Below are 13849 nucleotides of genomic sequence, written 5' to 3'. Positions count from 1 at the left end.
AAAGGTGGACATAATTTTGATTAAAGAACAAATGTAAAATAAAAAGTCGTTGAACTTTCGGCAAATCCTAGTGGACTGTGTACTTTGAAAGCGTAAAAGAATTGCCGGGAATTTTTTCGCAAGGCGAGGCGAAAGAGGCGCGCATATCAGACATATGTAAGCTGACGACAACCAACCTATGCGGGAGAAGAACCGTGAATCATTATGATTTCAGAGTAGACAGTCCGCTAATGGACTTGCCGGTAAGTTTAAATAAAAAGATTAAAGGGGATTGTCTTATGCTAAACATGGATAAAAAGTTAATAAAACGTCAGCAAGAAGGCAAACTGATTCGCACCGGGATCGTTGGCGCGGGGCAGATGGGCCGGGGTATGGTGACGCAGATGGTGCTCATGCAGGGGATTACGCCTGCCATTGTGTCCGATATTAATGTGGAAAATGCCGTGCATGCTTTCCATTATGCCGGTGTTAAGGATGATCAAATCGCTATTGTTGATACGCTGTCTGATGCCAATAAATGGATTGAAGCAGGAAAATATGTGGCGACAGCCAATGCCGATCTGGTTTCTCAGGCTAATATGGTTGAGTGCGCCATTGACGCTACCGGAGTTCCTGACGTAGGTGCCAAGGTGGCAACAGACGCCATGAGAAATGGTAAGCATGTGGTTATGCTCAATGTAGAGACCGACGTTGTTATCGGACCTTACCTCAAAAAATTTGCAGCTGAGCATGGCGTTATTTATACCGGCTCGGCCGGTGACGAACCGGGTGCCGTTATGGAACTATACTGTTTTGCTAAGGCCATGGGTATGGATGTCAAAGTCATGGGGAAAGGCAAAAACAATAAGCTGGACTATGACTGCAACCCGGATACCGTTCTGGAAGAAGCAACCCGCCGCAAAATGAGTCCTAAAATGCTTTGCTCCTTCAAAGACGGCACTAAAACCATGGTAGAAATGACAGCTATGTCTAATGCTACCGGACTGATTCCTGATGTAATTGGTGGACATGGAATTGCTGCCGGACTTAAAGAACTGCCTGACCTATTCAGATTGAAAGAAGACGGCGGTATTTTGAATAAACACGGTGTTGTTGAATATGTAAACGGCATTGCGCCGGGCGTATTTGTCGCCGTATCTACAGAAAATGAAGAAATTGCTTATCAGATGCGTTATCATAGCATGGGTAACGGTCCGCTGTGGATTTTATATCGCCCGTATCACTTGTGCAATCTGGAAACGCCGCTGACAGTGGCCAAAGCGGTTATTGACGGCGAATCTACTATTGTGCCGATTGACGGTCTGGTTAGTGAGTGTATTACTGTGGCTAAAACCGATTTGAAAGCCGGTCAATATATCGACGGAATCGGCGGCTATACCACCTATGGCTCTATTGCCACGGCTCAGGAATCTGATGCTAAAGGCTATGTGCCTTACGGCTTGGTTACGAAAAAGGCTCGCATGCTGAAAGACGCCAAGAAAGGCCAGTTATTGACTTTGGATATGCTCGAATTGGATCAGTCTACCTTGATTTACAAACTCCGTAAAGAACAGGACGCCATGTATAACAAATAATTGCTGCTTAAGCAAAGGTTTTTTTACTGGAAAAGGCTGTGGTAACTTACTTTATAAGTTATTCACAGCCTTTTTGGTAAATGTACGAAAGAACAGAGGAAAGTCTTAAAAAAGCGGGCTAAGTTAAGAGAACAGGCGAAACGTTGACTATTTGGCAGGACTACACTATAATAAGCGTAACTATGAAAATAAATTCTGATTAAAAGAATCAGGACAGACTGCCGGTGGAGTCAGATGCGCCGGCCAATAGACCTGTGCGAGTGGCAAGGTTGTAGGGGGGTAACAGGATGCCCAAGATTATTGATGGTAGCCGGTTGGTTGTGAAGTGCTGCAAACTGTACTATGAAGAAAACTATACGCAAAATGAAATCGCTAAGCTGTTGGAAATTTCACGCCCTACGGTGTCGCGGTTGTTAAAAGAGGGTAAAGAATCGGGCGTTGTCCGCATCGAGATTGTCAATCCTCTGCAGGACAATTTTGAATCGCTGGAACGGCGTGTGGAGCAATTATACGGTCTTAAAGAAGTTATTATTGTTGAAGATGAAGCAGATGTTAGTCTCCAGACTAAGAACGCAGCCAAGGCGGCAGCCAGCTATCTGATGCGCATTGTGAAACCGGGAAATACAATCGGTGTTTCCATGGGAACGATGGTTAAAGCTGTCGCAAAATACATTGATATTCAGGGGAACCTGAACTTGACCTTTGTGCCGCTGGTTGGCGGTGTCGGACAATCGCAGCGGGAAATTCATCCTAATGAAATTATTACCGAACTGGCTAAATCGTTCGGCGGTAATTTTAAACTGCTCCATGCCCCGGCGGTTGTCAGCAATGAAAACATCAAGAAAGAAATTCTCAAAGAACAGAGTATAAAGGAAGTGCTGGACCACACTAAATTGTGTAATGTCGGTCTGGTGGGTATCGGATCACCTACCGATCCGGCGTCAACTATTATGGGCAGCGGCTACTTTAATTTGAACGATACGAGTAATCTGCAGAAGGCCGGTGCAATTGGCGATGTTTGTCTGCGCTTTTATGATATTCACGGTCATACCGAACAGTTTGACTTTAATAAACGGGTCGTCGGTATTGAACTTGAGGATTTGAAGAAAATTGACATTATGATTGGTGTGGCCTGTGGCGAAAATAAGGTCATGGCGATTATCGGGGCCTTAAACAGCAAGCTGATCAATGTATTGGTGACAAACTATAGCAATGCCTTGAAGATTGCAGCGTTTAAAGAAGAAAACTGAACTAAAGAATTGGTGAGTACCGGTGGAGTGAAAACTTCGTTCCGGTACTTTTTTTTGTTTCAACCATGGTGCTAGAACAAGATAAAACTGAACAAAAGTTATCAATTATAAAAAAAAAGAAAAAATGTAAAAAAAGTAACCATTTAAGAAGAAAACTGGAAAGATTTTTGTTAAATAGAAAATATAATTAAGAAAATTCAGTTAAATAGTGAAAAAGAGATTTTTTGACAAAAAACTACCGATTAAATTATAAAAAATAGACGAATATTAGCGAATTATAAGTAGTAAAGGTATTATTAATGTACGAACAAGTGCTGATATATACTGAATTTATTGAAAATTTAATTTGTCATTTGAAAAATAGCAGAAAATTATCAAAAAATTAATTGACTATTTTAAAAACTTAAATTATAATAAGTTCAAACAAAAGAATAAGTAAAGAACAAATGTAAAAATGTTCGGTTTCAATCAATAAAGAGGAGAACTGTAGAACATGCAAAAAATTGTGGATGATAGCCGGCTGATAGTAAAATGCTGTAAATTGTATTATGAAGAAAACTATACCCAAAATGAAATTGCTAGCATTTTAGGAGTTTCCCGGCCTACAGTGTCTCGACTGTTGAAAGAGGGAAAAGAAACCGGAATTGTCAGAATCGAAATTATCAATCCATTACGCAATAACTTTGAATCGCTGGAAAGAAAGATTGAAAAGTTATTCGGTATGAAAGAAGTTATTATCGTCGAGGATGAAGCGGATGACCGGCTGCAGACGATACAGGTTGCCAAAGCGGCTGCCGAGTATTTGATGCGGATTGTAAAACCGGGAAACACCGTTGGCGTGTCGATGGGTAATACGGTGAAATGCATTGCAAATTATATTGCTAATCCGGGAAAATTAAATCTGACCTTTGTTCCGTTTATTGGCGGTGTCGGTCAGTCACAGCGGGAGATTCATCCCAATGAAATCATTACTGATCTGGCCCGGGCTTTTGGCGGAAGCTTCAAATTACTGCACGCTCCTGCCGTAGTCAGCAACGAGAATATTAGAAAAGAAATTTTAAAAGAAACCAGCATCAAAGAAGTATTGGATTATGCGAAATTATGCAATATAGGATTAGTCGGCGTCGGTTCACCTACCGACCCGGCCTCGTCGATGATGAGCAGCGGTTACTTTAATCTCTATGACACCAGCAATTTGGATAAGGCCGGCGCGATTGGCGATATCTGCCTGCGGTTTTATGATATTGAAGGCAATACCGACCGGTTTGAATTCAATAAACGGGTAGTCGGCATCGAAATGGAAGCGTTAAAACGGATTGAAACAATGATTGGCGTGGCCTGTGGTGAGAAAAAAGTCATGGCGATCATTGGCGCACTGCATAGTAAATTAATTAATGTGCTGGTAACAAATTATAGCAATGCGACAGCCATCAGCAATTATGCCGAGCAACGGTAAATATTAAGATACGAGGAAGGGGACAGCAATGGAAAGGTTCATGTTATTTCTTTTCGTCATGTATTCTCTGCAAATGCTATTAACTTACTTCCAAATAAAAAACCTAAGAAAGACACTGGCCGAGTCCAGACAGAAAGGGCTTGTCGGTATGGGCAGTAAAAAACGGAAACTGACGGCAGGTAATATTGTGGTATTGGTTACCGACGAAGCCGGCGATGTTGTGGAAGGCCGCATGATGAAGGGATTCAGTGTGCTGGCTCGCTTCAAGGAATTACCCGGTGTAAAAGGCTGTAACGTTGCGCGGCTAAAAGAAAGAGTACTGGCTGAGCCGGATAAAAAGCGGGATGTTGCTATGCTGGAAGCTATCGAACAAATCGAAAGGCAGCTCAATAAAGCTGAGGAAACCGAAGCGGCGGCCGAGTGCCTGGCGTAAGAACAGGAGCAGAGCTAACTGGTGGTTTCATTAACAAAGGATATAGAATATAGGTTTATATTTTATATAGCAGTTTACAAATCCCACGAAAGGAGGGGAGCGGCAAGCGTCCGGGGGGACTGAACGGTTACGGTGGAATTAGTCTGGCAGTGCAAATTATAAGGAGGTATAAGTTCATGGATCTATTAGCACATTTAGCGACAGGTTTTATCGCATTGTTCCAAAAAGGCGGTACAGTTTTTGCAGGCTTAGTTACAGGCATTATCCCCACTCTTGTTGTTCTTATTACGGCGGTAAACTCACTGATTGGCTTAGTGGGTGAAGAAAAGGTAAACAATATAGCTAAGCTGTGTACCGGCAACATTATCCTGCGTTACACCATATTCCCTGTTATTGCGGTATTTTTCCTAACTAATCCGATTTGCTATAGTTTTGGTCGTTTCCTGCCGGAAAAATATAAACCGGCTTTCCAGGATGCATCGATCTCCTTCGTTCATCCGATCACTGGACTTTTCCCGCATGCAAACTCGGCTGAATTGTTCGTTTGGATGGGCATCTCGCAAGGTATTACTCAGCTCGGCCTTCCTCTTGGTGAACTGGCAGTTAGATACTTTATCACAGGCGTTATCGTTATCTTAATGCGCGGCATTATTACCGAAAAAGCAACCCTTTACATGTTCCGTAAAAATGGAATCAGCGTAGACTAATCACAAGTTTTAATAAGAATTTTTTGGGTTAGCCTGATAAATATCTAAAATCTTTAGGAGGCATGAAGCGATGTTTAATAAAGTAAAAATTGAAAGAGGCCCTGCCGGTTTTGGCGGACCGTTAGTGATACAACCGACCGAACAAAAGAACAAAGTTGTCTGCGTTACCGGCGGCGGGTTTCATCCGATTGCTCTGCGACTGGCTGAAATGACTGGCTGCGAACTGGTAGACGGTTTTAAAACCGGTGTTCCTGATGATCAAATCGCAGTTGTTGTTGTTGACTGCGGCGGTACGGCTCGCTGCGGTGTATATCCGAAAAAACGCGTTCCTACCGTTAATGTTTTGCCTGTAGGTAAAACCGGTCCTCTGGCTCAATTCATTACCGAAGATATCTATGTATCGGATGTTAAAGAAGAGAACATTACGATGTTTGATGGTTCCGCTCCGGTACCGAGTGCAGCTCCAGCCGCAAAACCGGCAGCCGCTGCAAGACCGGCACAACCTCAACCGGAAGAAAAGAGCAACTTCCTTGCCAGATTCGGTAAAGCAGCCGGTAAGGTAGTGGGTATATTCTTCCAGGCCGGCCGTAATACCATTGATATTTGTGTTAAGAGCATTCTGCCTTTCATGGCATTTGTAAGTATGATTATCGGTATTATCTTACAATCCGGGATTGGTAATATCATTGCTAATTTCGTATCGCCCTATGCCGGCAGTATCCCCGGTTTGCTGGCCATATCTGTTGTGTGCTCCCTGCCGGTGCTGTCACCGATGCTTGGACCAGGCGCCGTTATCGCTCAGGTAGTTGGCGTGTTGCTTGGTGTGGAAATTGGCGCTGGCCATATTCCTCCTTCCTTTGCACTGCCTGCCCTGTTTGCTATCAACCCGCAGGTTGGTTGCGACTTCCATCCGGTTGGTTTGAGCTTGGCTGAAGCTGAACCGCAAACCATTGAAATCGGTGTACCGGTTATTCTGATGACACGGCTTATCACTGGCCCGGCATCTGTAGTAATTGCATACTTCATGGGAATCGGGTTGTTCTAAGTCATATCATAAAAACAATATAGTATATAAGATTTGTAAGGTTAATGAGGGCTGGCGCGCTTCTGTTGCTTGCCACTCATTAACTTTACATTCTTTGTGCTAAGAAATGAGAGGAAAAGTAAAAATGAAATACGAAGTTACTGTTACCAGTGTTGGAGATGCTGCTTTCGAATTATTGAAGGATACCGGCTGTTTGATTATTTTTGATAAATGTCCTTTAACTGAACTGGAAGAAATATCGCTTATGCATACACCGGGCGAAATTAAGAGTCCCCTTGCCGTGGGCGACAAAGTAACTATGGGAAAACATGAGTATATCATTACTGCTATTGGTGACGAAGCACCGAAAACATTAAGTGAGTTGGGTCATTGCACATTCAAGTTTACCGGACATTCCGAAGTTGAACTACCGGGTCAAATTGAATTAAAAGGCGAAAATAAACCTGAAATTACGGTTGGCGATAAAATTACCATCGAATAATCAGGTCATATAGCAGTATAAAAGTTTCATTATATATACAGCATTGTATATATAATGAAACTTTTTTGTTTTTAGGGAACCGCTGATCTAATGAGCCAGCCGGAAAAAGATCCACCAGGCTGCGTTGTGTGAATAAATCAGTGACTCCCTAGCGCACAGATCGTTTCTTGCCGGTCTGATTTGCGCTAAATTAAGGGACACTATATAATAAGTTCATCTGATTAAGTAGGGAGCAATAAGGATATGCAGATTGGAAACGTAATACTGAAAAACCCGGTTATTTTGGCGCCGATGGCCGGTGTGACCGACTTACCCTTTCGGCTGCTGGCCAAGGAGATGGGCTGTGGCCTGGTATACTCCGAAATGGTCAGCAACAAGGGCTTACTATACAAAAATACCAATACGAAAAGCATTATGCAAAGCGAGGAACGGGAGCGGCCGGTAGCCGTTCAGTTGTTTGGCTCCGATCCGGACGGGATGGCTGAGGCTGCTAAAATTGTAGAACAAGCCGGGGCTGATATTATTGATATTAACATGGGGTGTCCCACGCCGAAGATTGTTAAAAACGGTGAAGGCTCGGCACTGATGAAGCAGCCGGAATTAGCGTACCGCATTATGGTCTGTGTAACGGAAGCAGTTTACAAACCGGTAACCGTGAAAATCCGCAAAGGCTGGGATGATGACTCGGTAAACGCTGTGGAAATGGCTCTGTTGGCTGAAAAGGCCGGTATTAGCGCAATTGCGGTGCATGGACGTACCCGGGAACAGTTTTACGCCGGCCAGGCTGACTGGAGTATTATAAAAAAAGTGAAAGAAAGCGTGACCATTCCGGTTATTGGCAATGGCGATGTCAGGACGCCGCAGGATGCGGTAAGGATGATGGAAGAAACCGCCTGCGACGCGGTTATGGTAGGCCGGGCCGCCCAAGGAAATCCCTGGATTTTCCGGCAAATTACGCACTATCTGGCGACAGGAGAGCTGGTGCCGTTACCTGGCATGGACGAACGTATGGATGTTTTGTTTCGCCATCTGGATATGCTGCTTTATTATAAGGGCGAATATGTCGGCATTCGTGAAATGCGCCGTCATGCCGCCTGGTATACAAAAGGCTTGCCTCACTCCAATGAAATGAGGCTGAAATTCAATCAGGCCGAATCCAGGCAGGATTTTATTGATACAGTAAAGCATTACTTTCCTTAAAGAGTCAGTGTCATACGTACTATTTTATGTTTAACAGAGCTGCGGCTCTGTTTTTTTATACCCTTTTTTGTTTGCAAATAGTTGGTTTTCAGGCGTATGTGCACCGTATTGTGTACATATACTATAGGTAGTTTCCTGATCATATTTGGCACTTAGCTGGGAAAGGACGAGCGTATGTTGTTGCGCATCGGAGCTAAAGTCATCAACTTGTATAAAATCCACCAAATACTGGACAATATTATGCTCATGCGTTCCCGAGGCTACTCCCAATTGGAAACGTCTGAATCTTTCGGACTGGACCGTACGGTCATCTCTAAACTGGAAACGCTGGGAGAAATCCGGAGAGGCGGTAAAGTGGCCATTATCGGGTTTCCAATAAAAAACTGCGAGGAAATTGATGCTGTTGCCAGACAGACCGGCATTGACTACTGTCTGGTACTATCGGAGCAGGGCCGGCAGGACTTTATCAAGCAAAGGTCAGGGCTGGAATTGTTCAATGATTTTGTCCGCATTCTTTCTCAATTGCGGACCTATGAAACGGTGATTGTCATTGGCTCCGATAAGAGAGTCGCCCTATTTGGCGCCTTGCTTGACAAGGAGATTGTGGCTATTAAGATTGGCGAATCGCCGTTGGTGGCTGACGAATATGTAGACCCGGCAAAGGTACGTACTATTATGGAACAGCTTTTATAGCAGGAGGATTTTCTGGGGTGAAACGCATTGTCAGTATTAGCCTGGGATCATCAGAACGCGATCACCATTCCGTTGAAACAATCGGTGGTCAACCGGTTGCTATTTCCCGTATAGGCACAGATGGAAGTATAAAGAAGGCCATGGAGCTGATTCGCCAGATGGATGGGCAGGTAGATGCCTTTGGTCTGGGCGGGACTGATCTTTATATTTATGCCGGTGGAAAGCAATACACCTTTCGTGAAAGTGCCCGGCTGGCAGGGGTGGCCAGGAAAACGCCGGTCGTTGATGGCAGTGGCCTTAAAAACACTTTGGAACGGCGGGTCATTCAATTTTTGGATGATCAGCGCATTGTACAATTTCAGAACACCCCAGTATTGCTGGTCTGTGCGGTAGATCGTTTTGGCATGGCCGAGGCCTTGGCGGAACGGGGCAGTAAGCTGGTCTTTGGCGATTTACTGTTCGGTGTGGGTTTGCCGTTGCCACTACATACTTTGACCGGCCTGGCAAGGCTGGCGCGTTGCCTGGCTCCTGTGATTACCCGGCTCCCCGTCCGGTTTTTCTATCCCACCGGATTAAGTCAACGAGAGGCAACCCCCCGGTTTGGCAGTTACTTTCGTGAAGCGGCGGTTATTGCCGGTGATTTTCATTATATCAGGCGGTATATGCCGGATAGCTTGGCAGGCAAGAGCATTATCACCAATACCGTTACCGCCCAGGATATGGCGCTGCTCAAAGAACGCGGTGTGAAGACGCTGATAACGACTACACCATGGATGAGCGGACGGTCTTGCGGCACGAATGTGCTGGAGGGAGTGCTTGTTGCCTTAGCGGGCAAACGGCCGGAAGAACTTACTGGACAGGATTATGAACGGTGGTTAACCGAGCTGGATATAAGGCCCCGGATCGAGTGCTGGGGATAGACCTATTATAGGAGAGGTCTAATAGAAAGGAGTGGAATCGGTATGGAAAAGTTTGCATTTATCCTTCATCCTCTTACGGCGAAAGATGTAAGCCGAAAGTTTCCTGTGGTTAAAGATTTGCCCGATCCGTTCGTAGAGACCTTAATCAAATATATTCCTCCCTTTAAGGTTTCCACTATAACCGGGATACAATCACCCTGCAATGAAGCGGAAGGCTGGTTTATCGGCTGTCCGCTGACATCACGGCAAATGCTGGAGCTGCCGGAGAAGTACGTGCTGAACAAGATCATCAAAGCCGGCAAGATCGCGGAAAAATTGGGGGCAAACGTGGTTGGACTGGGAGCGTTTACTTCGATTGTCGGCGATGCGGGAATCACTGTTGCCGATCATCTGAACATTGCCGTTACCACAGGTAATAGCTATACGGTAGCCACGGCTATTGAGGGAATCCGGCAAGCTGCCGCTGTCATGGACATAAAGCTGGAGGAGGCTAATGTTTTAATACTGGGGGCAACCGGTTCGATTGGTGCGGCCTGTGCGCAAATTCTGGCCAAAGAGATCCGTTTCTTGACTCTGGCCGCTCGCAACGGAACGAAGCTGGAACGGCTGGCCGGGCAAATTATGCGCCATACGGGCCTGGCTGTGCGGGTAACATCCAATACAAAAGCTGCCTTAAAAACGGCGGATATCATTATTGCCGTAACCAGCGCGGTAGATAGCATCATTGAGGCGGAAGACCTGAAACCGGGGGCCATCGTATGCGATGTGGCAAGACCGCGCAATGTGTCCAGAAGGGTAGCAGAACTGAGAGACGATATTTTAGTCATTGAAGGCGGTATTGTTGAAGTACCGGGACAGGTCGATTTCGGTATGCATTTTGGCTTTCCGGCTGGCACGGCCTATGCCTGCATGGCGGAAACTATGATCCTGGCCCTGGAAAAAAGATACGAAAATTTTACATTGGGACGTGAATTAACCGTCAGGCAGGTGGAAACAATAGAGCAACTGGGTAAAAAACATGGGTTCAAATTGTCCGGACTCCGTAGTTTTGAGCGCGCTTTGCTGCCGGAAGAGGTAGCTGCCATAAAAACAAATGCCGCAAGGAAAAGTACTGCTTTGAGGAGGGAAATCGTTTAGAAAATATTGACAAGATAAGCTTTAATGCCTATAATGAATGCATGATAGCGGGGTATTCATCAGCCTGTTGCAAGTGTCAAGTGTAACTTGGCACTATTTATATTGTCTGTTTGCTTCGCGTGGCAATTTTATTAAAAATAAGAATATGATGTAGTAATCGGATTCTATCATAATTCTAATAAGGTATAATTTAGAGGGATAAAGGAGAGCTCATCTTATGGCAGAAAAACAGATTATCCTTACGTTAGAGGGATTAAAGAAGACCGAACAAAAGCTGGACTACTTAAAATCAGTAAGACGGCGTGAGGTAGCCGAGCGCATTAAGCAAGCCATAGAATTTGGCGATATCAGCGAAAACTCGGAATATGAAGATGCGAAAAATGAACAGGCCTTTATTGAAGGTGAAATCCTTACCCTGGAAAAAACCTTGCGCAATGCTCAGGTTATTGATGAAGGAGAAATCAGTACTGATATTGTTGCAGTTGGTGCGACCGTTCGCTTAAAGGATTTGGAGTTTTCCGATGAATTGGAATATACCATTGTTGGTTCGGCTGAGGCTGATCCGACTGAGTGTAAGATCTCTAACGAATCGCCTGTCGGAGCGGCCATTCTGGGGCAAAAGGTAGGCAGCATCGTGGAAGTAAATGTCCCGGCAGGAATATTAAAATATGAAATTCTGGATATCAAACGTTAATAATAATTAAGATACCTATAAACGTAACAAGCAGTATCGTTGGGGGAGAAAGTGCAAATGTCAGACAATGAACAAGTAACGCCACAGGAAGAAACAACCGGCTTAAATGAATTAATGCGGGCCCGCCGTGAAAAGCTGACGGCTATCGAGGCACTGGATATTGAACCTTTTGGCCGTAAGTACAATTTTACGCATCATGCGGCCGATGTCTTAGAAAGCTTTGAAACGCTGGAAGGTCAAACGGCTAAACTCGCCGGACGTATTATGTCTATTCGCGGACACGGAAAAACCTGTTTTGCCCATCTCATGGACATGAGTGGCAAGATACAATTGTATTTTCGCCAGGATGCGATAGGTGAAGAGGAATACCGGAAAATCCATCTGCTGGATATTGGTGATATTTTAGGGGTGGAAGGAACGGTATTCAGAACACAGCGCGGTGAAATCAGTCTTAAAATCAGCAGCTTTGAAATTCTGTCGAAATCGCTGCGGCCCCTGCCGGAAAAATGGCATGGACTCAAAGATGTGGAAATGCGTTACCGGCAGAGATATTTGGATTTGATTGTAAACCCCGAAGTACGCCAGACTTTTGTGACTCGCAGCAAAATTATCCGGGCTTTACGGTGTTTCCTGGATGCAAGAGATTTCCTGGAAGTGGAAACCCCGATGATGCATCCCATTGCCGGCGGTGCGGCAGCCCGCCCGTTCATTACTCACCATAATGCTTTGGATATGAAGCTGTATATGCGGATTGCGCCGGAGCTTTATTTAAAACGTCTGATTGTCGGCGGCTTTGAAAAAGTCTATGAACTCGGCCGTATGTTCCGGAACGAAGGCATTTCCATTAAACATAATCCTGAGTTTACTATGGTGGAACTCTATCAGGCCTATGCTGACCATGAAGATGTTATGAAGCTTACCGAGGAATTGATTGCTTCCGTGGCGAAAGAAGTGCTTGGCACGACGAAGATTACTTATCAAGGGCAGGAAATTGATTTGACGCCGCCTTGGAACCGGATGACCATGCCGGAAGCTATTAAGAAATTTGCCGGTGTTGATTTTGATTCGGTCAAAACAATCGAAGAAGCGAGGGCGTTGGCTGATCAATTAGGTGTGAAATATGAAGCAAAAGACGGTGTTGGTGGAATCTTAAATCATGTGTTTGAGGAAGTTGCCGAAGAACATCTGATTCAGCCTACCTTTATTACCGGACATCCGACTGAAATTTCGCCGCTGGCTAAACGGAATAAGGACAACCCCGATATAACCGATCGTTTCGAGGCCTTCATCTTTGCCCGTGAAATTGCTAACGGATTCTCGGAGTTAAATGATCCTATCGACCAGAAGGGCCGTTTCCTGGAACAGGTGGCCCAAAGAGAGTCCGGTGATGATGAAGCGCATATGATGGATGAAGATTATGTGACCGCTTTGGAATTCGGCTTGCCGCCGACAGGCGGGTTGGGGATTGGCATTGACCGGCTGGTGATGTTCCTGACCGACAGTTACTCTATACGGGATGTGCTGTTATTCCCGCATATGAGACATAAGGAATAAATGAAAAGTGAGCCTTGAGGCTCACTTTTTTTATGCGTATAACTTAAGAGCGTACTGAAAACTATTCAGTATGAATTAGCGACAAAATCCGAGAAAATATATGGACAAACAATTTGTAATATGCTATCATATAAAAAGTCGCTGGAACGAGCGATGCTAAGTTAAATAAAAAACAAGTTGACAAGCAAAAGCCGATGTGATAGTATATAAAAGCTGTCGCAAAGCGGCGGTCAACAGGAACTGCGGTAACGCAGTCCGGTGTTCTCTGAAAACTGAACAATGTAAGGTATAACAATATGCCAGATATGCGGACTCGTATCACGTAAGTGATACAGTCACAACAAATAATTCTTTAAACAATTATAGAGCCATCAAAAGGCTCCATAAATAAAACTTTTATGGAGAGTTTGATCCTGGCTCAGGACGAACGCTGGCGGCGTGCCTAACACATGCAAGTCGAACGGTCTGGTGTTTAACACCAAACGCTACATGCTAACCGGGGAATCACAAACAAGCCGCGTCTTATGAACGAGCGAAGCGAGTTCATCACGCATCTTCAAAAGTGACTAACCGGAAAAGTAAGAGCGATTGGTGTTGAACGCCAGGTAGTGGCGAACGGGTGAGTAACGCGTAAACAACCTGCCTCATAGATGGGGACAACACCGCGAAAGTGGTGCTAATACCGAATGTTTTAACTTTGCTGCA

At 44.9% G+C, this 13849-nt stretch carries 13 protein-coding genes and 1 rRNA gene; all 14 read left to right on the top strand.

Annotated features, from left to right (window positions below; all coding sequences use genetic code 11):
• Window positions 1-278: 278 nt before the first annotated feature.
• Window positions 279-1574, top strand: coding sequence for an NAD(P)H-dependent oxidoreductase (locus F3H20_RS12880; protein ID WP_149735329.1), 1296 nt, complete (start codon window positions 279-281; stop codon window positions 1572-1574).
• Window positions 1575-1861: 287 nt separating this feature from the next.
• Window positions 1862-2824, top strand: a complete 963-nt coding sequence (locus F3H20_RS12875) for a sugar-binding transcriptional regulator (RefSeq protein ID WP_149735328.1) — start codon at window positions 1862-1864, stop codon at window positions 2822-2824.
• Window positions 2825-3317: 493 nt separating this feature from the next.
• On the top strand, window positions 3318-4280 hold the full coding sequence (locus F3H20_RS12870; RefSeq protein ID WP_149735327.1) for a sugar-binding transcriptional regulator: 963 nt from the start codon (window positions 3318-3320) through the stop codon (window positions 4278-4280).
• Between the two features lie 28 nt (window positions 4281-4308).
• A complete protein-coding gene (locus tag F3H20_RS12865) occupies window positions 4309-4713 on the top strand; it encodes a transcriptional regulator GutM (RefSeq protein WP_149735326.1) in 405 nt (134 codons plus the stop codon).
• Between the two features lie 176 nt (window positions 4714-4889).
• Window positions 4890-5420, top strand: a complete 531-nt coding sequence (gene srlA / locus F3H20_RS12860; RefSeq protein WP_149735325.1) for a PTS glucitol/sorbitol transporter subunit IIC — start codon at window positions 4890-4892, stop codon at window positions 5418-5420.
• Window positions 5421-5490: 70 nt separating this feature from the next.
• Window positions 5491-6465, top strand: a complete 975-nt coding sequence (gene srlE / locus F3H20_RS12855; protein ID WP_149735324.1) for a PTS glucitol/sorbitol transporter subunit IIB — start codon at window positions 5491-5493, stop codon at window positions 6463-6465.
• A gap of 124 nt (window positions 6466-6589) precedes the next feature.
• Window positions 6590-6946 carry a PTS glucitol/sorbitol transporter subunit IIA gene (locus F3H20_RS12850; RefSeq protein ID WP_149735323.1) on the top strand — a complete coding sequence of 119 codons (357 nt, stop codon included), beginning with the start codon at window positions 6590-6592 and terminating at the stop codon, window positions 6944-6946.
• A 243-nt stretch (window positions 6947-7189) separates the two neighbouring features.
• Window positions 7190-8146 carry a tRNA dihydrouridine synthase DusB gene (dusB, locus tag F3H20_RS12845; protein ID WP_149735322.1) on the top strand — a complete coding sequence of 319 codons (957 nt, stop codon included), beginning with the start codon at window positions 7190-7192 and terminating at the stop codon, window positions 8144-8146.
• Window positions 8147-8320: 174 nt separating this feature from the next.
• Complete coding sequence (locus F3H20_RS12840; protein WP_149735321.1) at window positions 8321-8839, top strand: transcriptional regulator; 519 nt, start codon at window positions 8321-8323, stop codon at window positions 8837-8839.
• Between the two features lie 17 nt (window positions 8840-8856).
• On the top strand, window positions 8857-9759 hold the full coding sequence (locus tag F3H20_RS12835; protein WP_149735320.1) for a quinate 5-dehydrogenase: 903 nt from the start codon (window positions 8857-8859) through the stop codon (window positions 9757-9759).
• A gap of 42 nt (window positions 9760-9801) precedes the next feature.
• On the top strand, window positions 9802-10896 hold the full coding sequence (locus F3H20_RS12830) for a shikimate dehydrogenase (RefSeq protein ID WP_149735319.1): 1095 nt from the start codon (window positions 9802-9804) through the stop codon (window positions 10894-10896).
• Window positions 10897-11113: 217 nt separating this feature from the next.
• Window positions 11114-11590 (top strand): transcription elongation factor GreA, encoded by a 477-nt coding sequence (gene greA / locus F3H20_RS12825; RefSeq protein WP_149735318.1) that lies wholly within the window; start codon window positions 11114-11116, stop codon window positions 11588-11590.
• 57 nt (window positions 11591-11647) lie between these two features.
• A complete protein-coding gene (lysS, locus tag F3H20_RS12820; RefSeq protein WP_149735317.1) occupies window positions 11648-13144 on the top strand; it encodes a lysine--tRNA ligase in 1497 nt (498 codons plus the stop codon).
• A gap of 395 nt (window positions 13145-13539) precedes the next feature.
• Window positions 13540-13849, top strand: a 16S ribosomal RNA gene (locus tag F3H20_RS12815); the annotation flags it as partial.

The organism is Propionispora hippei DSM 15287 (assembly GCF_900141835.1).
GTDB lineage: Bacteria > Bacillota > Negativicutes > Propionisporales > Propionisporaceae > Propionispora > Propionispora hippei.
Note: the sequence above shows the minus strand (reverse complement) of the source record. Positions and strands in the feature narration are given on the sequence as shown.

Bases quoted from the DNA above. Each gene is read 5' to 3' on its own strand.
- F3H20_RS12880 (WP_149735329.1), top strand. From the start codon at position 279: ATGCTAAACATGGATAAAAAGTTAATAAAACGTCAGCAAGAAGGCAAA.
- F3H20_RS12875 (WP_149735328.1), top strand. From the start codon at position 1,862: ATGCCCAAGATTATTGATGGTAGCCGGTTGGTTGTGAAGTGCTGCAAA.
- F3H20_RS12870 (WP_149735327.1), top strand. From the start codon at position 3,318: ATGCAAAAAATTGTGGATGATAGCCGGCTGATAGTAAAATGCTGTAAA.
- F3H20_RS12865 (WP_149735326.1), top strand. From the start codon at position 4,309: ATGGAAAGGTTCATGTTATTTCTTTTCGTCATGTATTCTCTGCAAATG.
- srlA (WP_149735325.1), top strand. From the start codon at position 4,890: ATGGATCTATTAGCACATTTAGCGACAGGTTTTATCGCATTGTTCCAA.
- srlE (WP_149735324.1), top strand. From the start codon at position 5,491: ATGTTTAATAAAGTAAAAATTGAAAGAGGCCCTGCCGGTTTTGGCGGA.
- F3H20_RS12850 (WP_149735323.1), top strand. From the start codon at position 6,590: ATGAAATACGAAGTTACTGTTACCAGTGTTGGAGATGCTGCTTTCGAA.
- dusB (WP_149735322.1), top strand. From the start codon at position 7,190: ATGCAGATTGGAAACGTAATACTGAAAAACCCGGTTATTTTGGCGCCG.
- F3H20_RS12840 (WP_149735321.1), top strand. From the start codon at position 8,321: ATGTTGTTGCGCATCGGAGCTAAAGTCATCAACTTGTATAAAATCCAC.
- F3H20_RS12830 (WP_149735319.1), top strand. From the start codon at position 9,802: ATGGAAAAGTTTGCATTTATCCTTCATCCTCTTACGGCGAAAGATGTA.
- greA (WP_149735318.1), top strand. From the start codon at position 11,114: ATGGCAGAAAAACAGATTATCCTTACGTTAGAGGGATTAAAGAAGACC.
- lysS (WP_149735317.1), top strand. From the start codon at position 11,648: ATGTCAGACAATGAACAAGTAACGCCACAGGAAGAAACAACCGGCTTA.